The organism is Bradyrhizobium sp. ERR14, from assembly GCF_014198235.1.
In the GTDB taxonomy this organism is placed as follows: Bacteria; Pseudomonadota; Alphaproteobacteria; order Rhizobiales; family Xanthobacteraceae; genus Bradyrhizobium.
On sequence record NZ_JACIHD010000003.1, the window covers coordinates 593094 to 619624 of the forward strand.

At 65.5% G+C, this 26531-nt stretch carries 23 protein-coding genes; 10 read left to right on the top strand and 13 right to left on the bottom strand.

Features of this window, described 5'->3' with window-relative positions; all coding sequences use genetic code 11:
* Positions 1 to 20: 20 nt before the first annotated feature.
* Complete coding sequence (locus GGD62_RS12595; RefSeq protein WP_018318952.1) at positions 21 to 785, bottom strand: Crp/Fnr family transcriptional regulator; 765 nt, start codon at positions 783 to 785, stop codon at positions 21 to 23.
* 178 nt (positions 786 to 963) lie between these two features.
* On the opposite strand from GGD62_RS12595, the gene GGD62_RS12600 reads away from it, so the two are divergent.
* Complete coding sequence (locus GGD62_RS12600) at positions 964 to 1347, top strand: response regulator (protein ID WP_026202102.1); 384 nt, start codon at positions 964 to 966, stop codon at positions 1345 to 1347.
* 3 nt (positions 1348 to 1350) lie between these two features.
* Here GGD62_RS12600 and GGD62_RS12605 read toward each other — a convergent pair whose 3' ends face one another.
* Positions 1351 to 2892 carry an alkaline phosphatase gene (locus tag GGD62_RS12605; protein ID WP_183708694.1) on the bottom strand — a complete coding sequence of 514 codons (1542 nt, stop codon included), beginning with the start codon at positions 2890 to 2892 and terminating at the stop codon, positions 1351 to 1353.
* A 163-nt stretch (positions 2893 to 3055) separates the two neighbouring features.
* Positions 3056 to 4501, bottom strand: coding sequence for a TAXI family TRAP transporter solute-binding subunit (locus GGD62_RS12610; RefSeq protein ID WP_183708696.1), 1446 nt, complete (start codon positions 4499 to 4501; stop codon positions 3056 to 3058).
* 148 nt (positions 4502 to 4649) lie between these two features.
* Between GGD62_RS12610 and GGD62_RS12615 the strand changes: the two genes are divergently transcribed.
* The gene (locus tag GGD62_RS12615) at positions 4650 to 4946 is read left to right on the top strand and encodes a 4a-hydroxytetrahydrobiopterin dehydratase (protein WP_018318948.1); all 297 of its coding nucleotides are present in this window, start codon (positions 4650 to 4652) and stop codon (positions 4944 to 4946) included.
* Between the two features lie 98 nt (positions 4947 to 5044).
* Entirely contained in the window at positions 5045 to 5440 is a 396-nt protein-coding gene (locus GGD62_RS12620; protein ID WP_183708698.1) for a YkvA family protein, read from the top strand.
* 154 nt (positions 5441 to 5594) lie between these two features.
* Here GGD62_RS12620 and GGD62_RS12625 read toward each other — a convergent pair whose 3' ends face one another.
* From GGD62_RS12625 to GGD62_RS12635, 3 genes are all read right to left on the bottom strand, one after another.
* Positions 5595 to 6755, bottom strand: a complete 1161-nt coding sequence (locus tag GGD62_RS12625) for a TAXI family TRAP transporter solute-binding subunit (RefSeq protein ID WP_018318946.1) — start codon at positions 6753 to 6755, stop codon at positions 5595 to 5597.
* A gap of 18 nt (positions 6756 to 6773) precedes the next feature.
* Positions 6774 to 7634, bottom strand: a complete 861-nt coding sequence (locus tag GGD62_RS12630) for a hypothetical protein (protein ID WP_183236479.1) — start codon at positions 7632 to 7634, stop codon at positions 6774 to 6776.
* Between the two features lie 315 nt (positions 7635 to 7949).
* Positions 7950 to 8924, bottom strand: coding sequence for an NADPH:quinone oxidoreductase family protein (locus GGD62_RS12635; RefSeq protein ID WP_183708699.1), 975 nt, complete (start codon positions 8922 to 8924; stop codon positions 7950 to 7952).
* 218 nt (positions 8925 to 9142) lie between these two features.
* On the opposite strand from GGD62_RS12635, the gene GGD62_RS12640 reads away from it, so the two are divergent.
* The 7 genes from GGD62_RS12640 (at position 9143) to GGD62_RS12670 (ending at position 17156) form a co-directional block, all read left to right on the top strand.
* Positions 9143 to 9982 (top strand): SDR family oxidoreductase, encoded by an 840-nt coding sequence (locus GGD62_RS12640; RefSeq protein WP_183236478.1) that lies wholly within the window; start codon positions 9143 to 9145, stop codon positions 9980 to 9982.
* Positions 9983 to 10099: 117 nt separating this feature from the next.
* Positions 10100 to 10747, top strand: a complete 648-nt coding sequence (locus tag GGD62_RS12645) for an invasion associated locus B family protein (protein ID WP_183708701.1) — start codon at positions 10100 to 10102, stop codon at positions 10745 to 10747.
* A gap of 230 nt (positions 10748 to 10977) precedes the next feature.
* Positions 10978 to 12180, top strand: a complete 1203-nt coding sequence (rlmN, locus tag GGD62_RS12650; RefSeq protein WP_183708703.1) for a 23S rRNA (adenine(2503)-C(2))-methyltransferase RlmN — start codon at positions 10978 to 10980, stop codon at positions 12178 to 12180.
* Positions 12181 to 12344: 164 nt separating this feature from the next.
* A complete protein-coding gene (locus GGD62_RS12655; protein ID WP_018318941.1) occupies positions 12345 to 12839 on the top strand; it encodes a hypothetical protein in 495 nt (164 codons plus the stop codon).
* A gap of 247 nt (positions 12840 to 13086) precedes the next feature.
* The gene (locus GGD62_RS12660) at positions 13087 to 13863 is read left to right on the top strand and encodes a phosphatase PAP2 family protein (protein ID WP_183232751.1); all 777 of its coding nucleotides are present in this window, start codon (positions 13087 to 13089) and stop codon (positions 13861 to 13863) included.
* 93 nt (positions 13864 to 13956) lie between these two features.
* On the top strand, positions 13957 to 15294 hold the full coding sequence (argG, locus tag GGD62_RS12665; RefSeq protein ID WP_018318939.1) for an argininosuccinate synthase: 1338 nt from the start codon (positions 13957 to 13959) through the stop codon (positions 15292 to 15294).
* A 104-nt stretch (positions 15295 to 15398) separates the two neighbouring features.
* Complete coding sequence (locus GGD62_RS12670; RefSeq protein WP_183708705.1) at positions 15399 to 17156, top strand: alkaline phosphatase; 1758 nt, start codon at positions 15399 to 15401, stop codon at positions 17154 to 17156.
* A 66-nt stretch (positions 17157 to 17222) separates the two neighbouring features.
* On the opposite strand, the gene GGD62_RS12675 is transcribed toward GGD62_RS12670, so the two are convergent.
* The 7 genes from GGD62_RS12675 to GGD62_RS12705 form a co-directional block, all read right to left on the bottom strand.
* Complete coding sequence (locus GGD62_RS12675) at positions 17223 to 19325, bottom strand: OmpA family protein (protein ID WP_183708707.1); 2103 nt, start codon at positions 19323 to 19325, stop codon at positions 17223 to 17225.
* A 186-nt stretch (positions 19326 to 19511) separates the two neighbouring features.
* On the bottom strand, positions 19512 to 19754 hold the full coding sequence (locus tag GGD62_RS12680) for a hypothetical protein (RefSeq protein WP_026202099.1): 243 nt from the start codon (positions 19752 to 19754) through the stop codon (positions 19512 to 19514).
* Positions 19755 to 19839: 85 nt separating this feature from the next.
* Positions 19840 to 20226 (bottom strand): VOC family protein, encoded by a 387-nt coding sequence (locus GGD62_RS12685; RefSeq protein ID WP_092261470.1) that lies wholly within the window; start codon positions 20224 to 20226, stop codon positions 19840 to 19842.
* 20 nt (positions 20227 to 20246) lie between these two features.
* Positions 20247 to 21071, bottom strand: coding sequence for an FkbM family methyltransferase (locus GGD62_RS12690; RefSeq protein WP_179732356.1), 825 nt, complete (start codon positions 21069 to 21071; stop codon positions 20247 to 20249).
* A gap of 274 nt (positions 21072 to 21345) precedes the next feature.
* On the bottom strand, positions 21346 to 23301 hold the full coding sequence (locus GGD62_RS12695; protein ID WP_183708708.1) for an ABC transporter ATP-binding protein/permease: 1956 nt from the start codon (positions 23299 to 23301) through the stop codon (positions 21346 to 21348).
* A gap of 53 nt (positions 23302 to 23354) precedes the next feature.
* A complete protein-coding gene (locus tag GGD62_RS12700; RefSeq protein WP_183236473.1) occupies positions 23355 to 25553 on the bottom strand; it encodes a hybrid sensor histidine kinase/response regulator in 2199 nt (732 codons plus the stop codon).
* A 189-nt stretch (positions 25554 to 25742) separates the two neighbouring features.
* Positions 25743 to 26525, bottom strand: coding sequence for a succinate dehydrogenase iron-sulfur subunit (locus GGD62_RS12705; RefSeq protein WP_018318931.1), 783 nt, complete (start codon positions 26523 to 26525; stop codon positions 25743 to 25745).
* Between the last annotated feature and the right edge of the window lie 6 nt (positions 26526 to 26531).

A 26531-nucleotide genomic window follows, 5' to 3' on the forward strand; every position in this document is an offset into this window, starting at 1 on the left:
CCGGGAAGCGAGGCGGATCGCTAGCCGGCCTCCCGCTCCTCGGTCGGATAGACGCCGCGCAGCACCTCCTCGAAATGCATCTTCACCGCGTCGTTGCACAGGCAGGCGCGAAGCCTCAGGCCGTCGCGGTTGCGAACCAGGATCGATCCGCGCCTGGTGTCGAGAATCCGTTCCGCCTTGAACGACTGAAGCACGCGGCTGGCATAGGAGCGGCCAACGCCCAGCAGCGTCGCAAGCTGTTCGTGGGTCAGCGGCACGCTGTCCTCGTCGCCGGTGCGCTCCATCGCCGCCAGGATCCATTTGGCGGTCCGCTGCTCGATCGAATGGATCGCATTGCACGCGGTCGACTGGAAGATCTGCGCCAGCATGCAATCGGCATAGCGGGCAAAGATGTTGCGCAGCGACGCCGAGCGCAGCTTGGCCGCTTCCAGCTTGGCGACATGAACGCGCGCAAACGGGCCGCCGAATTTCACGCAGATCCGGGTATAGGCCGGCAGGAATCCCTCGCTGACGATGCCGCCCACCGCGCCTTCGCGGCCGACCAGGATGGTCTCGACGTCTCGGCCATCCTCGTTGGGGACCAGAAAGGTCGCGAGCGCCGGTCCGCAGGGGAAGTGGACGACCTGGACGTCGTCACCGGGGCTGTAGAGCAGCTGGCTGGCTGCGGAGTTTTCGACGGTCACATGCGGTGCGAGCAATGCGTAGTCTGCCTGGCTCAAGCGCCGCAACAAATTGTTGGCCGGACGGCTCTCGACCTCGATCATCTTGCTGATACGCGCATCCATCGTGAACTCCGATCTTCCTCCCCACCTTAACGAGTTCCTTGCATTCCCTGTGTGCACAAGTGGACAGACTAGAGAACGGCAATGTGGTGGGTTTCGTTCCGGGAACCCTCCGATGCGCTGTGCGCAGGCATCGTGTCGCGGCAGTCCTGATCCGAACCCCCACACACAAGATGCGATCATGACACCCGCACTTTCCAATGGCTCAAGCTGGCCGGCCGACGTTCTGATCGTCGAAGACGATCCGATCATCGCCATCGATTTCGAGGACCGTCTGCTCGGGTTTGGAGTGCCGGGCGTGCGGACCGTCGGGTCGGTGACGCAGGCGCTCGGCGCCATCGCCAACCGCGCGCCCGATTTCGCGCTGCTCGATGTCGAGTTGATCCGCGAGACGAGCTTTGCGGTCGCGGAGCGGCTGGCTGCGCTGAAGATCCCGTTCGTCTTCGTTACCGGCTATGGCGCCGAGGCGCGCATTCCGCCTGAATTCTCGGGCCAGCCGCGGTTGCAGAAGCCGTGCTCGAGCGACGCGCTGGAGGCGGCGCTCAAGGTGCGCGCCCTCGACTAGCGATCAACCCTGCTTCGGATCGAGCGTGGTCGACCACAGCGCGACGTCGGCGCGGTCGCGCAAGGTCACCGTCATCTGGCCCGAGGCGCCGTCGATCTTGACGTGACCGAAGAACTGCATGCCGGCGGAGGGCGGCAGGTTCTGGCTGTCCTTGCCCGGCGCCTTGACGAAGCGCACCTCGGGTCCAAAGGTGTTGTCGAGCGCGTTCGGACCGAACGTGCCGGCATGCAGCGGGCCCGAGACGAATTCCCAGAACGGCTCGAACTCCTGGAATTGCGCCTTGTTCGGATCGTAATAATGCGCGGCGGCGTAGTGCACGTCCGCCGTCAGCCACACCGTGTTGCTGATCGGCGCCATCTTGATGAAACGCAGGATGTCGGCGATCTCGAGCTCGCGGCCGCGGACCGGGCCGTCACCCTGCGCGATTGCTTCCGAGCCGCCCTTCGGCGTGTCCGCGACGACGAGGCTGAGCGGCATGTCGGAAGCGATCACCTTCCAGGTCGCGCGTGAATTGAGCAGGCCGCGCTTGAGCCAGGCGATCTGGTCCGGGCCGAGGAAGTAGCTGGCGGGGCCGTAAGCGGTTTCGAGATTGGCGCCGTTCGGACCGCGATAGCTGCGCTCGTCGAGCACGAACACGTCGAGATGCGGGCCGTAGGAGATCTGGCGATAGACCCGGCCCGGCTCGACGATGCTCTCGCGCATCGGATACATCTCGTGGAAGGCGCGGCCCGCGCGGGCAGCGAGCAAGGCGATGTCGCGCTCCTTGTAGGCGGCCGGCAATTCCTTCGACAGCGACCAGTTGTTGGTCACCTCGTGGTCGTCCCATTGCACGAAGATCGGCACCTCGGCATTGAAGGCGCGGAGGTTGTCGTCGATGAGATTGTATATGTGCGCGGCGCGGTACTCGTCCAGCGTCTCGGCGACCTTGGTCTTCTCGGGGATGGTGACGTTCTTCCAGAGCTTGCCGTCGGCGAGCTTCACCTCGGATACAATCGGGCCGTCGGCATAGATGGTGTCGCCCGAATGCAGGAAGAAATCCGGACGGTGCTTGCGCATCGCTGAGAAGGTGAACATGCCGCCGTCATCGGGATTGATACCCCAGCCCTGGCCGGCGACGTCTCCGCCCCAGACGAAGCTGACGTCGCGGCGGTCGGCCGGCGCGGTGCGGAAGCGGCCGACCACCGGCTCGCCCTCGATGGCGCTGTGGGAGAGATCGCGGAAGCGGACGCGGTAAAAGATGTCCTGGCTAGCCGGCAGATTCTCGATCAGCATCTTCGCGGTAAAGTCGCTCTCGGGGAGCGCTGCGATCGGCGGCAGCGCACGGGCATCCCTGAATGACTCCGTCGTCGCCACCTCGACCAGCATCTGCGCGGGCCGGTCGGTGCGCGTCCACACCACACCGCCGTCCACCGTGACGTCGCCCGACTGGACGCCATGAGTGACCATCGGCCGATCGGCCGCGCGCGAGAGATAGGGCATCGCGACCGCGCCGAGCGTACCGGCGCCGGTGGCGAGGAAGCGGCGGCGGGAGAATTTGATGTTCATGCTTAGCTCGCTGTGCTGCGCGCATCTCGCGCCGTCATTCCCGGACGGTCCGAAGGATCAGAACCCGGAATCTCGAGATTCCGGGATTCGCGCGTTGCGCGCCCCGGAATGACGGTGAACCTATATTGAGACAATGTGACGCAGCGATAACGCGCGCAAGCGCTCACGCGTTGCCGGCGGCCCTGAACTGGGCGCCGGCCCGCTGCAGGTTCTGCGGCAGGCTGAACAGCACCGCCTTGCGGTCGGCGACGGCGGCGTGGAACTGGTCGAGTGCGATGTTGAAGGCGGTGAGCGCGGCTTCCTCGATCGCGCCGTGATCGAAGCAGCGCAGCGTATCGCGCAGGATCTCGTCGGCCTCGGTCTGCATCTGATCGAGCTCTTCGGTCGTCTCGCATTTGCGTGCGGCGGCGATCATGTCGAGCAGCCGTTCGCGCTGATGGTTGTTGTTGTCGCGCTCGTCCTTCTTCAGATAGCCCGCGAACCAGGCGCCGATCGAGCCCATGGCGGACAACGCCATCAGGCTCCACCAGATGTAATCGCTGTATTTGTCGAGGAAGGTCTTTTCCTCGCCGTCGACGAAGGCGGCAGCGCCCGGATGCACCGGGATCACCGCGTCCTTGTCGGTGTCGGGTGTCTCGATCTTCGCCGCCAGCGGGAATTCCGTCACCAGCTGCTGGCGCACGGCGAAGAGCTGGCGCGTGAACGCCGCGATGGTGGTTTCGGACACGCCTTTGCGCGCCACGACGTGGTGCGAGAAGCTGATGGTCTTGACCTCGTCGTCCGGGCGGGCGGGCGAGCCGCCATAGGTGCCGGCGGGAATCTCGGACGCTTCGTAGACCGGGTGGTTCTGCGCAATCGCATCCGCGGACTCGATCGCGAGGAAGCTCGGCGCGCCGAAATCCTTGGTGGAGGCGGCGATCGCATCCGCCGTGATCTTGCTGTTGACCGGGCCGGCCGCGAGATAGACGTCGGCCTTCTGGGCCTTGATCGCTTCGGCGACCTCGTTGGCCGGGAATTGCACGATCTCGACCTTGGTGGGATCGACGTTGTATTGCTGGAGGATCACCTTGAGCAGATTGACGTTGGCCTGGGTGCGGCCGACGACGCCGACGCGATGGCCGGTGAGTTGCGAGATCTTGGTGATCTTCGCGCCCCGCTTCTTGCCTTTGCCAGGCACGGACCACAGCACCACGACGTTCTTGCGCAGGGTCGCGACCGCTTGCGCGTTCTTGGGGACGTCGAGGTCGCCGCGCACGATGGCGAGATCGACCTTGCCTTCCGCAAGCGCATTGGCACTGGCGGTGGCGCCGTCGGTCTGGATCGGCCGCAGCCGCACCTGGCCCTTGCTCTGCGTGAAGGCCTGCGTCAGCGCCTGCACGACCTTGACGTCGTCGCTGTTGGCGGGACCGACCGCGATCTTCAACGTCACCGGCCGCATGGCGAAGTAGTAGCCGCCGACGAGCGCGCCGATGATCGCAAGCACGAGCGCAAGAGACACGAGCGCGGTCTTCCGCGCCGCGGATCGCGGCGAAGGCGGAGAGGGCGTTTCGGCCAGGTCCAATCCCCCGGTCATCGATCTCCCAAACAGGCGCTTCAGGCTCAGTTTCATCTTGGCCGGCGATTTACGCCCGTAATTGTAGCAAATTTCTTGTCCGGCGGAGTTACATCTCCGTCATGGTTAGCGGATGGCGGAAATCCCCGTATGAACCCGGGCGTCAGCGGGGTGTTAGGGTAAAGTTCCCCTGAAGGACGGAGACATGACCATGGCAGATCGGCTTTCGGCGGAGGCGCGCAGGCAGGCGCTGGGTGGACTACCCGGTTGGAGCGAGGTTCAGGGCCGGGATGCCATCGGCAAAACCTTTATCTTCAAGGATTTCAACGAGGCGTTCGGCTTCATGACCCGCGCTGCGCTGGCCGCCGAGAAAATGGATCACCACCCCGAATGGCGCAACGTCTACAAGACGGTGGAGGTGGTGCTGTCGACCCACGACGCCGGCGGCGTCACCGCGCTCGACATCGCGCTGGCCAAGACGATGAACGCGATCGCAGGCTGAGACCGGGCCGACATCTTGCAGGGATCGGCCACATCCCCATCTTGTGATCAGCCGGGATCGGCGATCCGTCGCCCGGCTGAACGGGGAGTTTGTCGAACATGGCTGCCGAACACAGCGTCGGTTTCGAGCCGGCCGATCGGCTCGCGGAAGACCGTGAGAGCGTACGCCGGCGCTTCTGGCGCAAGCTGAAGCGTGTCGCCGCGCAGCTGCCGTTCGCGGAAGACCTGCTTGCTGCTTATTACTGCGCGTTCGACCGGCAGACCCCGCGCCACATCCAGGCCGCGCTGTTGGGTGCGATCGCCTATTTCATCCTGCCGTTCGATTTCGTCGCCGACGTGATGCCGGTCCTCGGCTTCGCCGACGATGCCGCCGTGCTCGCCACCGCCATCCGCATGGTTTCCGGCCACATCACCAATGAGCACCGCGAAGCCGCCCGTGCTGTGCTGAAGCGGGGGGTGGGTGAGGAGGGCGATGCGAACGTGGAAGCGGCGTAGTCAACGCGGATTCAACCACAGATTCCGCTGTCATGCCCCGGCTTGATGTTTAGTCCGGGGACATGGCTGACACCTGTTCGGACACATCACTGACAGGTTGGCCATTGGTCAAGCCGGGCGATGACACGGAGTGTGTGGCGACGAAACGCGCTCGCTATTTCTTGCCCGCCTCCACCCGCGCCTTCTCCGCGTCCCATGCCTGGAATTGCTTGAACAGCGTTTCCCTGTCCGCATCGGAGACCTTTGCGGCCGTGGGGCTCTGCTTCAGGAACGCCTCGAATCGTTGCCGTGTCACCGGCTCGACGCCGTGCTTGTCGAGCCATTGTTGCGCCACCGGCAATCTGTTCCAACCCGACAGGGGCGCCGCGAGCGAGACCTCCTTCCACTTGGGATGGAAGGGCGGGTTCTGGAGCGCCGGGAATTTCGTGAAGAACGCGTCCACGAACAGCGCGAGCTTGCGATAGCGTTCGGTGTTTGGCGCCCAACTATAGGCCGCGAGCACCGCTGGCACCGCGATGGTGTCCACGCTCTCGCCCTCCTTGATCAGGTTCGGATAGTCCTTGGTCGTCAGCGTCGCCGGCAGGTAGTCGCTCTGGAGCGGCTTTGCATAGTCGACCTTGGCAAGATGGAAGCGGCCGTCATTGCCGAAGGTCGAGACGGATTTGTACGGCTTGCCGCCGACCACGATGACGGCGTCGATCTCACCGGCCTTCAGCTTTTCCATTGCGATGCGCTGCTCGACATAGACGAATTTCGCCTTGATGCCGAGCCGCTCGAATACGGTGAGCGCGGTGACGAAGGTGCCGCCATTGGGCAGGTCGACGCTGACCGTCTTGCCTTCGAGATCCTTCAGCGTCGCAACAGATTTCGGCGCGATCACCTGCATCTCTTCGTTGTAGAGCTTCGTCACATAGGTGAATTGCTTCTTGATGTCCTTGGCAAAACCCTTGCGCTCGAGATAGTCGAGCGTGTCGGCCCGCACGATGCCGAGATCGACCCCTTGCAGGAACAGGATGTCGGCGACGCTCTGCACCGAGCCACGGCCGACGATCGGCAGCACGCGGATCTTGTTGCCGTCGTCGAGCACCGAGGCGAGGTCGGCGCCGAACTGCACGTAGGTGCCGCCGATCGTGCCGGTGATCAGCGTGACGGTGTTGGCGTTCAGCGCCTGCTTGGTCGAGGTCGAGCCGAACTGGAAGATGGCCTTCAGGCCGTCCGAGACCTTGGCCGGATCGTATTCGGTCTGCTCGGCGCCGGCGGTGGAGGCATAGATCGTCATGATGGCGGCAAGTGCCATTCCAAAAGCGTTACGCATGATGTCCCCTGAAGAGTTCTAGTTCTGAATCCGGACGAGACGCTGGCGCGCCTCCGCCGATCCGAGTGATGCAGCCCGCTGGTACCAGTCACGTGCGGCGGATGCGTCGGCAATGACACTTCGCGCATCGCTGGTGCCGAGCACCGTGGGATCATAGGTCTGCGCCAGCAGAAGCGCAGCCGTTGCATCTTGCGCATTGGCCGCGCGTTCGAGCAGTAGCCGCGCTGCGGCGATGTCACCGATCCTCAACAGGCTCTTCGCGCGCGTCATCAACGCTGCCAGCGTGTCGGCGTCGAGCGTCCTGACCGGCTCAGGCGGTGCAGGCTGTGCGGCGACGGGCTCTGGTGCTTGCACCGGTCCTTGCACCGGTCCTTGCGCTTGCAGCGCAACCTGATAGGCGGTCGCTATCGCTTCGCGGCTTGGCACCGTCGGTGCAGGGAGGTCCCGTGCGTCGGCGCTCGCCAGCGTCGTGTTGGACACGCGGGCCGGATCCTTGAGCGGGGTCTGTGGTATCGCCGGCGCGTTGGCCGACGCCATGGCCATGTCCGGCGCGAGCCCCACCCAGCTACCGGCGTTGGCGGTGAAGAAGCCGCGAAAGTCGGATTGATACAGTACGGCCAGAACTGCCAGGGTGGACGCTGCCAGAACAGCCGCGAGAACACGCGGCACAATTCTGGAACGCAACTCCACCGGCGTATATTCGCTTGGGTCCGGCGCGCCGAGCGGATCGGACAGGAACAGCGGAATCGGATCGTCCTGCGAAAGATCGGCCCGTGCGGCGCGCGCACGGACAAAGGACGCGGTCGGCGGATGTGATGCGGCTCGATTGAAGTCGAGCGCACTCGACTCCTTGGACGGGCGGAACGCCGTCGTCTCCATGGTGATGCTCCCCATTACTAACGCAACGCAGGGGCATTCCCGGCTTCAGTCTTTTTATTGTTGTCCAGAGGTACCCCGCAAACTGGAACCGGTAAATCGCCGTCTGAATCAGCCCAAAAAACGACGACGATTTGCGCGAATCGGGAGAGATTTGGGTTTGATTGCGGCAAAGCAGGGGAATGCACCGCAATTTTGGCGGGAATGGTTGAGGGCTCATTACCAAGCGACGGCGCACGAAAAAGCTGGCGCAGCTTCAGCGACGCCAGCGATTCGAGCGGTGACAGTTTGTATGTGGCGATGGCGACGCCTACGTCCTCACGGATGCAAAATCACCTTGCCCATGGCCTGACGTCCCGCGAGCACCTTCAGTGCATCTGCTGTCTGCGCCAGCGGGAAGGTGCGGTCGACATGCGACGAGATTTTTCCTTCCGCCGTCCACTTCACGAGCTTCTCGAGATTGGCGCGGTTCTTCTCCGGGTTCTGCCGCGTCCAGGCGCCCCAGAACACGCCGCGGATGTCGCAGCCTTTCAGCAGCGCGAGGTTCAGCGGCATCTTCGGAATGTCGCCCGCGGCGAAACCGATCACGAGGAAGCGGCCTTCCCAGGCGATTGAGCGCAGCGCCTGCTCGGCATAGGCACCACCAACCGGATCGAAGATGATGTCGACGCCCTTGCCACCCGTGAGTTTTCGCAAACCTTCCTTGAGGTCTTCCTTGGCGTAGTTCAGCGTCAGCTCGGCGCCGTGCGCCTTCGCGAACTCGAGCTTCTCGTCCGACGAGGCGCAGGCGATCACCTTCAGGCCCATCAGCTTGCCGAGTTCGCAGGCGGCAAGGCCGGTGCCGCCGGCCGCACCTAACACCGCGAGCGTCTCGCCCGGCTTCGGGCTGGCGCGATCTTCCAGCGCATGAAGCGCCGTGCCGTAGATGATGATGATGCCGGCCGCACGGTCGTAGTCGAGATTGTCGGGGATCTTCACGATCGACGCCGCCGGCAGCGCGATCTTCTCGCGCGCGCCGTTGTGGCCGCAGGAAGCGACGACGCGATCGCCGACTTTCAGATCGGTCACGCCGGAGCCGATGCCTTCGATCACGCCCGCGACTTCCGCGGCTGGCGAGAACGGGAACGGCGGCTTGATCTGATACTTGCCCTGAATCATCAGGATGTCGAAGAAGTTCAGCGCCGCCGCCTTGATCGCGATCACCGCTTCGCCGGGACCTGCCACCGGATCCGGCACCTCAGCCAGTACGAGATCGTCAGGCTGGCAATATTGCGAGCAGAGGATGGCTTTCATGGCGGCACCTTGGGCGTTTTGGGTGGAATTATAGTTTGGCCGTTTCTGCCGGATTTACTGCGGCCGGACAATCCGGATTCTTTGTCTCGGGCAGCGCGAGGGCCTATCCTCGTCATCCGAGCGCAGCAAGCAATCCAGACTATTTCCGCCGGACGGATTCTGGATTGCTTCGCTGCGCTCGCAATGACGGAGCAAGAAGAAAAGGGAGGATTCAAACGATGTTTGAAACAGGCCTGCTGAGGGACAAGCGCATCCTCGTCACCGGCGGCGGCTCGGGCCTCGGCGCCGCGATGGGGCGCCGTTTCCTTGCACTCGGCGCCGAGCTCGTGATCTGCGGCCGCAAGCTCGACCGGCTGGAAGCAACCGCGAGCGAGATGCGCGAGGAGACAGGTGGCAAGGTCACGACGATCGCCTGCGACATCCGCGACGGCGCGGCCGTCGACAGCATGATGGAGCAGATCTGGCGCGAGGCGCCGCTCGACATCCTCGTCAACAACGCCGCTGCGACGTTCATCGCACAGAGCGAGCATCTGTCGTTCCGCGCCGCCGATGCGATCCTGGCGCCGACGTTGCATGGCGCGATGTACTGCACGCTGGCCGCCGGCAGGCGCTGGATCGAGGACCAGCATGGCGGCGTCGTGCTCTCGATCCTCTCGACCTCGACCATCACCGGCCGCGCCTTCACCGTGCCCTCGGCGATGGCGAAATCGGCGCTGCTGGCGATGACCAGAAGTCTCGCCGTGGAATGGGGCCCGAAAGGCATCCGCACCGTCGCCATCGCCCCTGGTCCGTTCCCGACCGCGGGCGCGTCGGGGCAGCTCCGCCCCGAAGGCCGTGACGAAGGCTGGACCGCGCGCAACCCGCTTGGCCGGACCGGAGAGCACGGCGAGCTTGCCGATCTCGCCAGCTTCCTGGTCTCGGACCGCGCCGCCTACATCAATGGCGAGATGGTCGTCATCGACGGTGGCGCGCATTTGCGCAGTTCCGGCGCCGAGGATTTGTTACGTTGGACCGAGACGCAATGGGCCGACCAGCGCGCCGCGCGGTCCAAAGCGTAAGGCGCCGCTGATACCGCTAACTGCCTTCCCAAATTGGACTTTCCCGGTTATCCCTGCCGGGGGACAAAGCGCGGCCGGGCCATCTTCCAGTCACAATATTGAGGGAACCACTCCACCATGTGGCGGGTGCTATCTTTAGCTTTGATGATCGGCATGATGACGTGCGGGATCGCCGATCTTGCGCGGGCGCAGACGACGCAACCGGCGCCGAAGGCCGCACCGAAGTCGGCGGCTCCGGCGGCCAATACGGCCGCAAAGAGCGAAGCAAAGCCCGAGAGCAAGCCTGCGGCCCCGCCCGCGGCGGTTGCGGGAGGCGCGGAGCCGACCCTGATCGGCCAGTTCGGCACCTGGGGCGCTTATTCGGCGACGCCCAACGGCAAGAAGGTCTGCTTCGCGCTGGCAAAACCCTCGTCGTCGAAGACCAATCCGCCGAATCGGCCGCGCGATCCCGCTTATGCCTTCGTCTCGACCCGTCCAGCCGAGAAGGTGAACAACGAAGTTTCGGTCATGATCGGTTACGCGCTGAAGCCAGGCTCGGAATCGTCGGTCGAGGTCGGCGGCGCCGCCTTCGCCATGTACACGCAGGGCGACGGCCTCTGGATCAAGAACGCGGCCGAGGAGGAGCGGATGGTCGAAGCCATGCGCAAATCCGCCGAGCTGGTCGTCAAGGGGGTCTCGGCCAAGGGCACCGAGACGACCGACACGTTCTCGCTGAAGGGCCTCGCCCAGGCGCTCGACAAGATCGCGCAGGACTGCCGGCGGTAAGGCTTAGTCCTTTAAGGCTAAGCGACAGCCACGGTCGCAATCGGCTGTTCCGGTTGCTATATAAGGCCGGTTCCAGATTTCTTCCGTCATTCCGGGGCGATGCGCAGCATCGAACCCGGAATCTCGAGCTTCCCCGGTGCGCAGTTGCGCACCTCAGGTCTGGTCCTCAGGGTCGCTTTGCGATCCCTTCGGACCATTCCGAAACGCCGCAAAACCTTTAGGTCCATTCAATGCAACCGACGACCGAGCCGCATAACGCAATCCTGGTGGAGAAGACGCCACTCGAGACCTATGTGCCGCCGGCGAGGCCTTCGCTGATCGGTCTGTCGCGCACGGAGCTTGCCGATCGCCTCGGCGAGATCGGCGTCGCACCGGCGCAGCGCAGGATGCGCGTGCAGCAGCTCTGGCACTGGCTCTATTTTCGCGGCGCCCAGAGCTTCGACGACATGACCTCGATCTCGAAGGGCATTCGCGCCGAGCTCGCGCAGCATTTTACGGTCGACCGGCCCGAAGTCGTGGCCGAGCAGATCTCCAACGACGGCACCCGCAAATGGCTGCTGCGTCTGCCGAGCGGCGACAATGTCGAGCGCGCTCATGAAGTCGAGTGCGTCTACATTCCCGAGACCGATCGCGGCACGCTGTGCGTCTCCTCGCAGGTCGGCTGCACGCTCAACTGTTCTTTCTGCCACACCGGCACGCAGCGCCTGGTGCGCAATCTCACCGCCGGCGAGATCGTCGGACAGATCATGGTGGCGCGGGATCGCCTGAACGATTGGGCCGATCGCGAGGACGGCACACGCCGCGTCACCAATATCGTGATGATGGGAATGGGCGAGCCGCTCTATAATTTCGACGCGGTGCGCGATGCGCTGCTGATCGTCGGCGACAATGAAGGCATCGGTATCTCCCGCCGACGCATCACGCTGTCGACCTCGGGCGTGGTGCCGAACATCGTGCGCGCCGGCGAGGAGATCGGCGTCATGCTCGCGATCTCGCTGCATGCGGTTCGCGACGAGCTGCGCAACGAGCTGGTGCCGCTCAACCGCAAATATCCGATCAAGGAGCTGCTGCAGGCCTGCCGCGATTATCCCGGCGCCTCCAACGCGCGCCGCATCACCTTCGAATATGTGATGCTCAAGGGCGTCAACGATTCGCTCGACGATGCAAAGCTGCTGGTGAAGCTGCTCAAGGGCATTCACGCCAAGATCAACCTGATCCCGTTCAATCCCTGGCCCGGAACCGCCTATGAATGTTCGGACTGGGACCAGATCGAGAAATTCTCCGAATACATTTTTAATGCCGGCTATTCCTCGCCGGTGCGCACGCCGCGCGGCCGCGACATCCTCGCCGCCTGCGGCCAGCTCAAGTCGGAGACCGAGAAGCTCAGCGCGAGGGAACGGCAGGCACTGCGCGCCATGGCGATGACGGATTAGGTTGTCATGACCGCGCTCTCGCATCCTCGTCATTGCGAGGAGCGTAGCGACGAAGCAATCCAGACTGCGTCTGCAGACGTATCTCTGGATTGCTTCCGCCTTCGCCAAGGCTTCGGCGGACAAGTCGCTGCGCTCGCAATGACGACTACGGTGACTTCCTCCGCATGTCCCTGATCGGCCGCCTCATCGTCATCTTCATCGGCTTCCTCGCCGCCTGTTTCGTCGGCGGCATGATCGTGGTCGTCGCGCTGCTGTTTCCGGAGTTCGCCGATCTCGGCGCCGGCCCCGTCGATCAGGGCGCGATCGACATTTTGCTCGGCTTCGGCTTCATCTTCGTCTCCGGCTTTGCGCTGGTGCCGGCGGCAGTGATCGTTGCGATCACCGAAGCCCTCTACATCCGTAGCGCGCTCGCTTATGCCGTCGGCGGCGGCCTCGTCGGACTTGCCTGCTATCTCGGCCTCGTTCCCTTTCACTCCGACACGTTTCAGTTCGAAGGCATCGTGCGGCGCCATCTGGAGATCATGACCGGCGCGGGCATCGTCGCCGGCGTGGTCTACTGGCTGATCGCCGGCCGCAATGCCGGCGCTTGGCGCATCCCGCCGCCCCCGCGCCGGCCGCCTCCGCCGCTGCCGTCGAATTCAAGGCCGGATGCAAGATGATGCTCTCTGACACCCTCCCCTGGAGGGGGAGGGTCGGATCGCATCGCAGATGCGATCCGGGGTGGGGTGACAGTCTATCCGCATCGGCGGTGTCGAGGACTGGTGTTTGCGGACGGACGAGAGACCATTTGTGTGGCTTCACCCCACCTCGCTCGCGCTTCGCGCGATCGATCCTTCCCCTCCCAGGGGAGGATGGGCACCTTCACCGGGGTTTTCATGTCGTCGTCTCTCCGCTAAACCGCCCGCCATGAACCGGACTGGACTCTTCATCGCCCTGGCGCTGTGGCTCGTGATCGGCGTTGTTTTCGGCCTCTATCCCGAGCTCGATCTCAAGCTGGCGTCGCTGTTCTTCGACCCCCAAACCAAAACCTTTCCGCTCAAGCTGAACGACTGGGCGGGCTTTGCGCGTGACGCTGCGATGTGGGTCGCCTGGGCCTTCGTGCTGCCCTCGCTTGTGGCGCTCGTGGTCAAGATGATCCGGCCCGACCGTCCCTTGATGGTGTCGGGTCGCGCGATCGTGTTCCTGCTGGTCACGATCATCATGTCGGCCGGCATCCTCACCAACCTCACCTTCAAGACCTATTGGGGTCGCCCGCGCCCGGTGGTGGTGACGCAGTTTGCCGGCGACCAGCAGTTCGTGGCGTGGTGGGATCCGCGCGGCGGCTGCGCGCGCAACTGCTCGTTCTTCTCGGGCGAGGGCGCGACCGCGTTCTGGACGCTGGCGCCGGCCGCGCTGGCGCCGCCGGCATGGCGCCCGCTCGCCTATGCCGGCGCGGTGGTGTTCGGCGCCGTCACCAGCGGGCTGCGCATGGCCTTTGGCGGTCATTTTTTCACCGATGTGGCGATCGCCGGTCTCGTCAGTTTCGTCGTGATCTGGTTTGCCTACGCGCTGATTTACCGCTGGCCACGGACCCGGTTCTCGGACGAGGCGGTCGATGCCGCCCTGACCCGGCTGAACATGCCCGCCTACCGGCTCCGCCGACGCCTGTTCGGCGGCAAGACCGGTCCCGAACCCACGGTTTAAGCCATTAAATGGGTGCCGAGCCCCGCGAAATTTGATATTCGCGCGGTCAACCCGTCCATGACATCAGCCCTTTGAGACCCGATTGGAAGCGCCATGACCACGATCCTGAAAAGCCTGCCCAAGGGTGAGAAAGTCGGCATCGCTTTTTCGGGCGGCCTCGACACCTCTGCGGCGCTGCTCTGGATGAAGCAGAAGGGCGCGCGCTGCTACGCCTACACCGCCAATCTCGGCCAGCCCGACGAGGCCGACTACAACGAGATCCCGCGCAAGGCGATGGAGTTCGGTGCCGAGAAGGCCCGGCTCGTCGATTGCCGCACCCAGCTGGTCCATGAAGGCATCGCCGCGATCCAGTCGGGCGCCTTCCATATCTCGACCGGCGGCATCACCTATTTCAATACCACCCCGCTCGGCCGCGCCGTCACCGGCACGATGCTGGTCGCGGCGATGAAGGAAGACGGCGTCAATATCTGGGGCGACGGCTCGACCTTCAAGGGCAACGACATCGAGCGCTTCTACCGCTACGGCCTGCTCACCAATCCCGGCCTGAAGATCTACAAGCCCTGGCTCGACCAGCAGTTCATCGACGAGCTCGGCGGCCGCGCCGAGATGTCGGCGTTCATGACCGCGCAGGGCTTTGCCTACAAGATGAGCGCCGAGAAGGCGTATTCGACCGACAGCAATCTGCTCGGCGCCACGCACGAAGCCAAGGATCTCGAGAGTCTCGACAGCGGCATCAAGATCGTCAACCCGATCATGGGCGTGCCATTCTGGCGCGACGATTGTGCCGTCAAGGCCGAGAAGGTCGTCGTGCGCTTTGAAGAAGGTCAGCCCACAGCGCTGAACGGCCAGACCTTCGCCGATCCCGTCGCGCTGTTCCTGGAGGCCAACGTCATCGGTGGCCGTCACGGCCTCGGTATGAGCGACCAGATCGAGAACCGCATCATCGAGGCCAAGAGCCGCGGCATCTATGAAGCGCCGGGCATGGCGCTCTTGCACATCGCCTATGAGCGCCTCGTCACCGGCATCCACAACGAGGACACCATCGAGCAGTACCGCATCAGCGGCATGCGCCTCGGCCGGCTGCTTTATCAGGGCCGCTGGTTCGACTCGCAGGCCCTGATGCTGCGCGAGACCGCGCAGCGCTGGGTCGCGCGCGCCGTCACTGGCGAGGTGACGCTGGAGCTGCGCCGCGGCAACGATTATTCGATCCTCAACACCGAGAGCCCGAACCTCACCTATGCGCCGGAAAGGCTCAGCATGGAGAAGGTCGAGGATGCCGCGTTCTCGCCGGCCGACCGCATCGGCCAGCTGACCATGCGCAACCTCGACATCGCCGACACCCGGACCAAGCTGAAGCTCTACAGCGACACCGGCCTTTTGTCGGGCAGCGAAGGCTCGCAGATCTTCCGGCTCGAGAGCGACAAGGGTTGAGGCCTTTTGCCGCCCGATCGGGCGATGCGCGACATAATGACGGTGTCATCCTCGGCCGTTAGGCTCCCCGCTTTCCCCGGAATGGGCATCGCGGAGCATCGAACATGGTCAAGGGATCGGCACTCGCCTCTCTCATCGTCTTGCTTTGGACAACGTCACTGTCGGCACAGACGATCTATCCGATCGATCGTGCCGAGATCCTGGCCGGAGCCCAATTCGACTTCAAGGTCGAATTCCCCGGGCCGGTCGATCCCGCCAAGCTGAAGGTGACGGTGAACGGCGCGGATTACGCGACCGCGTTCGGCCGTTCGGCGACCTTCATCGACCGCGAGGACGGCAAGGAGCAGTCGGCGCTGATTTTGCGCGACGTCACGCTGACCACGCCGGGCAGCATTGCCGTGGATGTGAGTGACGGCACGCGCCAGCGCAGCGTCACGTGGACGGTCTACGACACGGGTCCGCGCAAGGCGAAGAACGTCATCCTGTTCATCGGTGACGGCATGTCGCCGGCGCATCGGGTCGCGGCCCGAATCCTGTCCAAGGGCATCTCGGAGGGCAAGAGCCGCGGCAAGCTCGCTATCGACGACATGCCTCACATGGCACTGGTGGCGACCGCGGGCTCGGACTCGATCATCACGGACTCCGCGAACTCGGCCAGCGCCTATGCGACCGGGCACAAGGCTGCCGTCAACGCCCTCGGCGTCTACGCGGACCGCACCGCAAGCCCGTTCGACGATCCCCGGGTCGAAACCATCACGAGCCTTGCCCGGAGGCGGCTCGGCATGGCAATCGGCGTCGTAACCAACACCGAGATCGAGGACGCAACGCCGGCGGCGATGGTCGCGCATACGCGCCGGCGCGCGGCCTATGACGAGATCGTCGAGCAGTTGTTCGCGGCCAAGCCGGATGTGCTGATGGGCGGCGGCAGCGCGAATTTCCTGCCGAAATCCGCCGCCGGCTCCAAGCGCAAGGACGAGACCGACTACATCGCGAAGTTTCGTGACGCAGGCTATCAGGTGGCGACCACCGCGGGCGAGCTCGGCGCTTCTGCCGCAAAGCCGGAGACCAGCAAGCTGCTCGGCCTGTTCGCCACCGGCAACATGGACGGCGCGCTGGATCGTAAATTCCTCAGAGGCGGCGGCGTGAAGAAATTTCCCGAGCAACCTGACTTGACCGAGCAGGTGCAGGCAGCGCTGAACATCCTGGCGAAGAACGAGGCTGGCTTCTTCCTGATGGTCGAGTCCGGAATGATCGATAAATACGCGCATTTGCTCGACATGGAGCGCGCCGTCTTCGACACGATCATGCTCGACAACGCGGTGCGCCAGACCCGTGAATGGGCGCGCGCGCGCGGCGAGGACACCCTCATCCTGGTGTTGGCGGACCACAATCATCCCAACAGTCTCGTCGGCACGGTGAATGACGACATGGGCACCGCGCCCAACGTGCCGCTGCGCGAGCGCGTCGGCGTCTACGACCAGGCCGGGTTTCCGAATTATCCGGCGCCGGATGCGGAAGGCTATCCGTCACGCGTCGACGTGAGCCGCCGGCTCGCGATCTTCTCGGCCAGCTTGCCGGATCATTATGAGACGTTCCGCCCCAAGCTCGACAATCCCAATGAGCCGACCGTGAAGGGTGCGGAGGACGGCACGTTCAAGGCCAACGACAGATACAAGGATGTTCCAGGCGTCGTGCTGCGCCCCGGCAATCTGCCGGCGATGATCGGCGCCAGTGTGCATTCGGGTGAGGACGTCATCCTCACGGCGACGGGTCCGGGCAGCGAGCGCGTGCAGGGTTCGATGGACAATACGGAAGTGTTTCGCGTCATCGCGGATGCGCTTGGGCTTGCCGCCGCGCATTAAGGGCGAGACGCGCGCCAAACAAAAATGGCCGGGATTGCTCCCGGCCATTTTCTCGTTGCGAGGGACTTACTGCCGCGGCGGAGGCGCCGCGTTGGCCTGGCCGCCATTGAGCAGCGGCGTGATGTTGCGGATGGTCACGCGCCGGTTGATCAGGCTCGGCCCTTGCGACTGCTCCTTCAGATACTGCTCGCCATAGCCCTGCGACGTCAGGTTCTCCGCGGGCACGTTGAACTGCTGCGTTAGCAATTCGGCCGCGGACTGCGCACGACGGTCCGACAATGACAGATTGTCGACCTCGTTGCCGACCGCGTCGGTGTGTCCCTCGATCAGGAACACCGCGCGCGGGTTCTGCTGAATCGCCTGGTTGAGGCCGTCGGCGATCACCTGCAGCCGGGCCGCCTGGTCCGGCGGGATGGTCCACGATCCCGTCTCGAAGTTGATCGTGTTGACGTCGATGCTCGGCATCTGCATGCGGACATTGGGGCTGTAGCGGATCTCGTCGAGCGAGTAACGCCGATCGATCCGCTGTACCGGCGGTGCCACCATGGTCTGGTAGATCACATCCGGCGATGCCTCCTGGGCGTCGACGATGTAGCGGTCGTAGGGAATGTTCACGACCGGCGGCGGCACGTCGACATAGAAGCCGCCGACTGCCCGCGGATCGCGGTAGGTGTTGTCGATGATGACGAGCTCGCCCCCGCGGGGGTCCCTGCGGATTCGCCGCCGCAGCGAACCGTCCGCACCGACCACGGTGATGATCTCGCTGCCGTCGGGACGGACCACGACGGTGCGGGTTTCGCCGCCGACGGTGTCGGTGCGGATGTCACGGGCGCCATAGCGGAAGCGATAGAGATCGTTGCCGCGGACGTAAGCCTGCCCGCCCGGATCGCGGATGATGATGCGGTCCGGCTCGGTGTAGACGGTGCGGCCGCCTTCGACGACCTCGCGTCGCTGGCTGTGCATGTCGGCAATGGTGGCGCCGATCACGGCGCCGGCCACCACGCCTGCACCGATCGCGAGCGGGGTCAGGTCGCGCTGCTGCGGGCGCGGCGGAGGCGGCAAGGGTGCGGCGACCGTCGGCGCGGCCCGGAAGGCGGGCGCGACCGTCGGCGGCCTGTATTGTGCCCTGTCGGGCGGCGGCGCGGCGGCCGGTGTGCCAGGGACGACGGTCGGCGCGGCAGCGCCGGCGGGAGGCGCCGGCGGCCGGGGCGGGGCACCAGCCTGCGGGCCGGCAGGCGGGGTTCCGGCCGCGGGCGGCGTTGCACCCTGCTGACCGGGGGTTGGCGTCGCAGTCGGGGCCGGAGCCGCGCCGGGGCCCGGCGTTGCCGCACCCGGACGTCCGGGCGGTGGCGTCGGCGTGCTGCCGGGAGCCGGCGTGGCCGTCGGAGCGGGCGCGGCACCGGGAGCCGGCGATCCTGCAGCCGGAGGCGTGCCGGGACGTGCGCCGGGGCGGCCCGCCGGCGGTGCGCCAGGCGTGCTGCCCGGAGCCGGCGTTGCAGTCGGCGCGGGTGTCGCAGTCGGGGCAGGTGTGGCGGTCGGAGCAGGCGCTCCCGGGCGCGCCGTCGGCGCTGCGGGTGCGGGAGAAGGCGTCGCCGCGGGGCCCGGAGCTGGGCGGCCCGGAGGCGTTGCAGCGGGCGGCGGCGCTGGCGGCGTCGGGGCCGGACGTGCTGCGGGAGGCGGCGGCGTCGGTGCGTGCTGCGGACCTGCAGCAGGCGGCGGTGCCGGCGGCGTGGGAGCCGGGCGTGCCGCAGGCGGCGGAGGTGGAGGTGTCGGGGCGTGCTGCTGCGGCGCCGCGGCCGGGGGCGGCGAGGGCTGCTTCGGTGCGGCAGGCGGCGGTGGTGGCGGCGGGGGAGCCGGACGGGCCGCAGGTGGCGGCGGAGGCGGTGGCGGCGCGGCGGGACGCGGCGGTGCGGCGGCCGGCGGCGGCGCAGCCGGCGGGTGGGGCGGTGCAGCGGCGGGCGGCGGAGCGGCCGGGCGCGCGGGCCCAGCAGGCGGCGCAGCCGCGGGTCCCTTCGGCGGCTGCTTCGGTTTTCCGTCAGGGCCTGCATCTTGAGGCTGCGCCTGTGCGACCACGAGCGGCGGCGCACTTTGCGCTTGCGATGCGGAGCTTGCGAATTGCATCGCGGTCAGAGCCGTCGTCGCGAGCAGCACGAAACGAAGATTGGTCATGGTGGTGAACTTCCCCGGAAGGTTCTTTGACGAAGTGTTGGGATGAACAGCTACGCGTTAGGCCGGATTGTGGCGGGCGATGCGGTCGCGGCCCGATTTATTTCTGCACGGAAATCACGTCACTCCGGCAACGTTCATTGCGCATTCAGACGCTGGTTGCAATTGCCCCACATGTGATCGGCTGCTTCATGCGCGATCCCGCGGCGGAATTGCATCCGTCGCAGGATTCGGCGTCAGCGGCCCGTTCGGCCCGCGCGATGGAATCTCTTCAGGCATGCGGCCCGGCAATTCGTCGGGCCGCGGTGGCGAGCCGGGTTCGCGCACCGGCGGCGTGATTTCAGGCTGCGGATTGCCCGGCGGAATGCCGGGCGGCGGTTCGGCTGGAGTCCCCGGAGTTGCCGGTGGAATCTCGGGCGGTTCGATCGGCATCGGCACCATCGGGATCAGGTTGTCCGGAGAAGGACAACGATGATGCCGCGCCGATGTTCCCAGATCGCGTCGCGCTGGATCTGCCTTATTCCGGCGCGTGGCAGACGGCCTCGATGTTGTGGCCGTCAGGGTCGAGCACGAAGGCGCCGTAGTAGTTCGCATGGTAATGCGGGCGGATGCCGGGCGGGCCGTTGTCGCGGCCGCCGGCCGCGATGGCCGCCGTGTAGAACGCGTCGACGGTGGCGCGGTCCCTGGCTGCGATCGCGACATGCACCGGCTTGTTCATGGCGCCTTCGCCGCCGATCCAGAAATCCGGCTTGCCGTTGGCACCGAAGCCTGCGGCGGCAGCGTGGCCGGTCTGCTCCGCCGTCACCTCCATGATCAGGCCGTAGCCGAGCGGAGCCAGCGCCTTGGCGTAGAACGCCTTGGCGCGCTCATAGTCGGAGACGGAGAAACCCAGATGGTCGATCATCGTAACCTCCTTCGTCCTTGTCAGCGTGAGAGGAACGTATTGCTTCGCGTCTTGCGCATGATCGCGAATCCACGCGCGACCATGTCGGCAATACAATCCTGCTGCCATTCGTTTTGTGACAGATGCTCGATGACGACCGCGCGCGGCCATAGCGAGGGCGGCGCATCGCGGAAGAAGCCGATCAGCACGCGGTCCTCAAAACCCTCGACGTCGATCTTCAGCGAATCAACTTGGCGGACGCCGGCCTCGTCGAGAATGCGTGTCAGCCGCAGTGACGGCACCTTGATGGCCTCGGCGGTCGCCGTGCCGGTGACGACGTGCGTGGCGCCAAGATTGCCGCCGCCGCTCTCGATCATCAGCTCGCCGTCGCTGTCGCCGGCCGCAGCCTGCACCAGGCGCACTTGCGCCGTCTTCGACGCGGCGTGGTTGAAGGAAAGCCGTCCAAACGTCAGCGGATGTGGCTCGATCGCGACCACCTTGCCTGAGCTGCCGACCTGCTGCGCCATCACCAGCGCAAACGTGCCGACATTGGCGCCGACGTCGACGAAGGTGCCGCCCGCCGGGGTGTGCTGGCGCAGGAAGTCGAGCTCGTCGAGATTGTAATCGGGATTGAACAGCGCGCCGCGCTCGGTCGCGCTGCCCTGGTGATAGAAGCGGAACGATGCGCCCTGATATTGCACGTCGACCGGGCCGCCGCGCAGCAGGTTGACCAGCCGCGACATCCAGGGCCGGAATGCGCCGCGCTTCAGCCCCGACTGCTGTGCGAGGCGAATGATCGCAGCTTGCGCCGCATTGGGCGCAAACGCGCCGAACGGCGCGGACGAAGGGGCGTTGTCGGTCGTCAAGCAGGCGATCCTCGTTGCAAGCGGCGCATGCATAGCCGGTTTTGCGCGGGACTCCAACGCTCGATGCGAGCCACAATCTCGGGGTCGTCCCCGCGAACGCGGGGACCCATAACCCCAGGGAGGAGTCTAATGCGAGATGCCCACTCCGAGTCGTCGCCAAACTCCTCCCTGTGGGTATGGGTCCCGGATCTGCACGCAGCTCTAGGCAACGCTTCGCGTTACCTAGAGCTGCGCTCGTCCGGGACGACGGAGAGAGTGCGTTACACCGCTTTCCTCACGCCGCCTTCTTCGGCGCCTTGCGCTGCCGCAGGAAGCGGCCGAGCAGCCTGCGCCTGCCCTTGCGCGGGATCAGCTCGATGTCGCTGACGAGCTTGGCGCCGCCCTTGCGGCGCTCCAGCACGATCTTGCGGCTGTGGAAGGCTTCCAGCTCGGCGCGATGCGCGACGCTGACGATGGTCGCCTTCGGTAGCGCGTCGGTGACCGTCTTCATCATCTTGTCCTGGCTCTTCTCGTCGAGCGCCGAGGTCGCCTCATCCAGCACGACGATATCGGGGTTGTGCAGCAGCAGCCGCGCGAAGGCGAGACGCTGTTTCTCGCCGCCTGACAGCGTCTGGTCCCACGGGCCCTCTTCCTCGATCTTCTCCTTGAGATGATCGAGCCCGACCTTGTGCAAGGCTTCGCCAATCTCCTCCACGGTCCAGTGGTCGGCGGCGCCCGGATAGGCGACTGCGCGGCGCAAGGATCCGGAAGGCACGTAGGGCCGCTGCGGCAGCATGAACAGGCGCCGGTCGGGATGGAAATTCACGCTGCCGCCGCCCCAGGGCCACAGGCCTGCGATGGCGCGCACCAGCGTGCTCTTGCCGGTGCCGGATTCGCCGGCGACCAGCAGCCGTTCGCCGGGCTCGATCACCACCTCGGTCTCGCCGACCACGGCCGTGCCGTCGTCGAGCGTGACCGAGAGGTCGTTCAGCTCCAGCATGGCGTCGTTGCGGGTCTCGCCGCGCTTGATGCGGCCGAGGCCATCGCCTTGCTCGGCGCGTTCGAGGCCGTCGAGCGACATCATCAACGAGGCGATGCGGCGCGCGCAGGCATTCCAGTCGGCGAGCCGCGGATAATTGTCGACCAGCCAGCCGAACGCGCTCTGCACGATGGTGAAGGCGGAGGCCGCCTGCATCACTTGTCCCAGCGTCATGCTGCCGTCGAGGAATTTTGGGGCGCAAAGCAAAAGCGGCACGACGGGCGCAACCAGGCTCGATCCCTGCGACACCAGCGTGGTGCGCATGTGTTGGCCGGCGAGCCGCGCCCATTGCCTGAGCACGCTCGTGAAATTGCGGTCGATGCCGTCGCGCTCTTCCTCCTCGCCGCCGAGCAGCGCGATGCTCTCGCCGTTCTCGCGCACGCGCGTCAGCGTATAGCGGAAATCGGCCTCGGCCTGGTTCTTGTTCTCGGAGACTTGGACGAACTGACGGCCGATCACCAGGATCGAGCCGGACGCGATCGCGGCATAGAGCATCGCGGCGATCACGAGGAAGCCGGGAATGGTGATGCTCGACCCGCCGAGCGTGACGGTGAGCGCGCCGCCGATGGTCCAGAGCACGACGATGAAGGTCGCGGCCGACAGCAGCGCCGAGGTGACGCCCGCGAGGAAATCGACCGGCGAATCGGTCGCGATGCGCAGATCCTCCGCGATCCGGTATTCCGGATTCTCGTGGTCGCCGCGGACGAGGTTGAGCTGGTAATAGCGCCCGTTCTTGAGCCACCGCGTCAGCACGCTTGCAGTCAACCAGGCCCGCCAGCGCCGCTGGATGCCCATGCGCGCGAACACCTGAATGACGCCGAGCACGATGCTGCCGATCGCAAGCGGGAAGAACAAAGCGGTGAGATGGAAGACGGCGGTCGCATCGCGTTTCTCGATCGCGTCGAAGATCGCCCGGTTCCAGACATTGATGCCGTACTGGAAGCCGACGGTCAGGACGATCAGCGCGCCGAGGCCGAGCGAGAACGGCCAGGCGAGGCGATCGCCGTTGCGGCCCCAGAAGCCGCGCGCGCTGATCCAGAACCGCGTCAGCAGATAATCCTTCCGGGCCTGCTCGGCTTCCTCGGGCGTTAGCTCCGGGTCAGGCTCGAGCAATTCCGGCGGTGGCGCGGCGACCTCGTCGCCATTCTCCCCCTTGATCCCGACGATGGGCGGTTTGGGGCCCTGTTCGCGCTTCGCGGCCGGCTTTTGCATGAGCGGACAACGCGAAGGAAATCAACCGGTTCCCTCAGGTTCCGGATGGCGCCTCACTCGGCCGCGCCGTCCCGGACGCGCCGGATGCGGGCCGCCCGGTGGAGAACGCGCGACAATTCCTCGATCGAATAAGGTTTCTGCACGAGCTCGAAACCGGTCACGCCCTCTTGCGACAGGGCCTGGCTGTAGCCCGTGGTCAGCACGACCGGCACGTCGATGCCGCGGTCGCGGATCGCCTGCGCCAGATCGAGCCCGGTCATCCCAGGCATCACCACGTCCGTGAACACGACGTCGAAGCGATCCGCGTCCATGACGAGCTCGGCGAGCGCATCGGTCGCGTTGTCGACCAGCGTGATGCTGTAGCCGAGCTCGGTGAGGCCGTCGGCGGCAAAATTGGCCAGCTCGATATTGTCCTCGACCAGCAGCACCGACATGCCGCTGCCGGCCACAGCCGGCGCCGTGTTCGGCGCCTGCCGCTGCGGCAGCAGATCCGGCGGCACGCGCGGCAGGTAGAGCGAGAAGGTGCTGCCGCGACCGACCTCGCTCGCAACCGTCACCTCGCCGCCGGATTGCCGGGCGAAGCCGAACACCTGGGACAGGCCGAGGCCGGTGCCATGGCCGACCTGCTTGGTGGTGAAGAACGGTTCGAAGATGCGCTCCAGTCGTGCGGCAGGAATGCCGATGCCGGTGTCGCTGACGGTCACGCTGATGAAGCCGCGGTTTGCCAGGTTCTGGTTTGCCAAGCTCTGGCTTCCCAAATTCTGGCTTACCAAGTTCTGGCTGCCTGGGGCATGGGCCAGCGTGTCCGGAACGGTCGTCGCGGTCTCGACCGTGAAAACGATCCTGCCCTTGCCCTGCATGGCATCGCGCGCGTTGGTCGCCATGTTGATCAGCGCCGTCTCGAACTGGCCGGCATCGGCGTGGACGAGGCAGGGCTCGGTGGGCAGGCGCATGGTGATCTCGATGGCCGGCCCCAGCAGCGGCGCCAGCATGTCGTGCAGCGCCTGCATCCGCTCGCCGACGTCGAACACTTCCGGCTTCAGGGTTTGACGCCGCGCAAAGGCGAGCAGCTGCGAGGTCAGCTTCGCCGCGCGTGCCACCGCGTCCGCAATGGCCGTGATGTAGCGCTGCCGCCGCTCCTCCGTCAGTTGCGGCCGGTTCAACAGGTCGACCGAGGCGCGGATCACCGTCAGCAGATTGTTGAAATCATGCGCAACGCCGCCGGTGAGCTGTCCGAGCGCCTCCAGGCGCTGGCTGTGCTTGAGCGCCTCCTCGGCCTCACGCCGCTTGGCGGCTTCGGCCTGAAGGTGCTGGGTGCGCCGCAACGCCAGCGCCAACAGCAGAAACAGGAGTGCGGTGGCGGGAATGCCGAACACCAGATGCTGGCCCATGGTGGCGAGCCAGCGCGCGCGGATCGCCGAGGTCTCGAGCCCGGCGCTGACATAGATCGGATACTCGGCGACGCGCCGATAGCCAATGCGGCGCTCGATCCCGTCCGACGGCCAGGCGACGGTGATGAGGCCGTGCGCGGGCCGCGCCGCGATTTCCCGGCCGACCGGTCCAGTCGGATCGAGCCGAAGGTCGCGCTCGAGCCGCGGGAACTGCGCGAGCAGCACACCGTCGGCGCGGCCCATCGCGAAGAAGCTGCCGGCATCGGAGCCGATCCGCGCATAGAAACTCTCGAAATATTCGGGCAGGACGGAGGCCTGGATCACCCCGATGAAGCTGCCGTCGTCGGAGTCGCGGCGGCGGCTCATCCCGAAGAAGCGCGCGCCCTGATAGGGCGGACGGGGTGTCAGGGCCGTGCCGATGAAGCTGCCGATGGTCTGGTCGACATGAGCGTAGAAATAGTCGCGGTCTGCAAAGCGGAGCTCCGGCGGCGGCGAGGCGAGGCTGTTGACCAGCGCTCTTCCGTCCGCGTCGAAGATCCAGGCCGATTTGAGCTGCGGCAGCGAATCGGTCAGCCGCTTCAGGCGGCGGTGCAGCGCCGGCTCGCGCGCGCGGATGACGTCGTCGGGAAGGCCGCGCACGACCTCGTTGAGCTCGGCCAGGCTGCGATCGATGGTCTCGAACACCTTGAGCGCGTGCTCATGCACGACGTCGAGCGTGCGCTCGATCTCCCGGTCGGCGATGTCCCTGGTCGAGGTGTAGGAGATCGCGGATGTGATGATGAACAGCGCAACCGGCAGCGCCAGGGATGCCGCCATCATCCACTGCAACAGCCTCAGCGAATTGCGTTGCGCCCTCTGCACAGTCGCTCCGTCCCTGACGGGAGCTTAACTGAATCTCGCGCGGGGAAGGAAGCAACTTGTGCCGGAACCGCTGGTTGTGCGCTCTGGAACTTACGCGCACCGCGGGTCGGAGAAAATTCTACTCGAATTGACTGCGATCTCGGAATGTCCCGGCCGGACTGGCCGGGACAGGAAGCATGAACCGCGCCTTTAGATCTGGCGCTCGACCATCTTGAGCTTGAGCTCGGCAATGGCTTCCGCCGGGTTCAGTCCCTTCGGGCAGGCCTTGGCGCAATTCATGATGGTGTGGCAGCGGTAGAGGCGGAATGGATCCTCGAGATCGTCGAGCCGCTCGCCGGTCGCCTCGTCGCGCGAATCGGACACCCAGCGGTTGGCCTGGAGCAGCGCGGCGGGGCCGAGATAACGTTCGCTGTTCCACCAATAGCTCGGGCACGAGGTCGAGCAGCAGGCGCACAGGATGCACTCGTAGAGGCCGTCGAGCTTCTCGCGGTCCTCGTGGGTCTGGCGCCATTCCTTCTGCGGCGTCGGCGAGGTGGTCTTCAGCCACGGCTCGACCGAGGCGTACTGGGCGTAGAAATTGGTGAGGTCGGGGACGAGGTCCTTCACCACCGGCTGGTGCGGCAGCGGATTGATCTTTACCGCGCCGTCCTTCACGTCGTGCATCGAGCGGGTGCAGGCGAGCGTATTCTGGCCGTCGATGTTCATGGCGCAGGAGCCGCAGACGCCTTCGCGGCAGGAGCGGCGGAAGGTCAGCGACGGGTCGATGTGGTTCTTGATCCAGATCAGGCCGTCCAGCACCATCGGACCGCAATCATTGGTGTCGACGTAATAGGTGTCGACGCTCGGATTCTTGCCGTCGTCCGGATTCCAGCGATAGACGCGAAACTCGCGGGTCTCGGTCGCGCCCGCGGGCTTCGGCCAGGTCTTGCCGCCAGTGATCTTGGAGTTCTTCGGAAGTGCGAATTCAACCATCTCGAT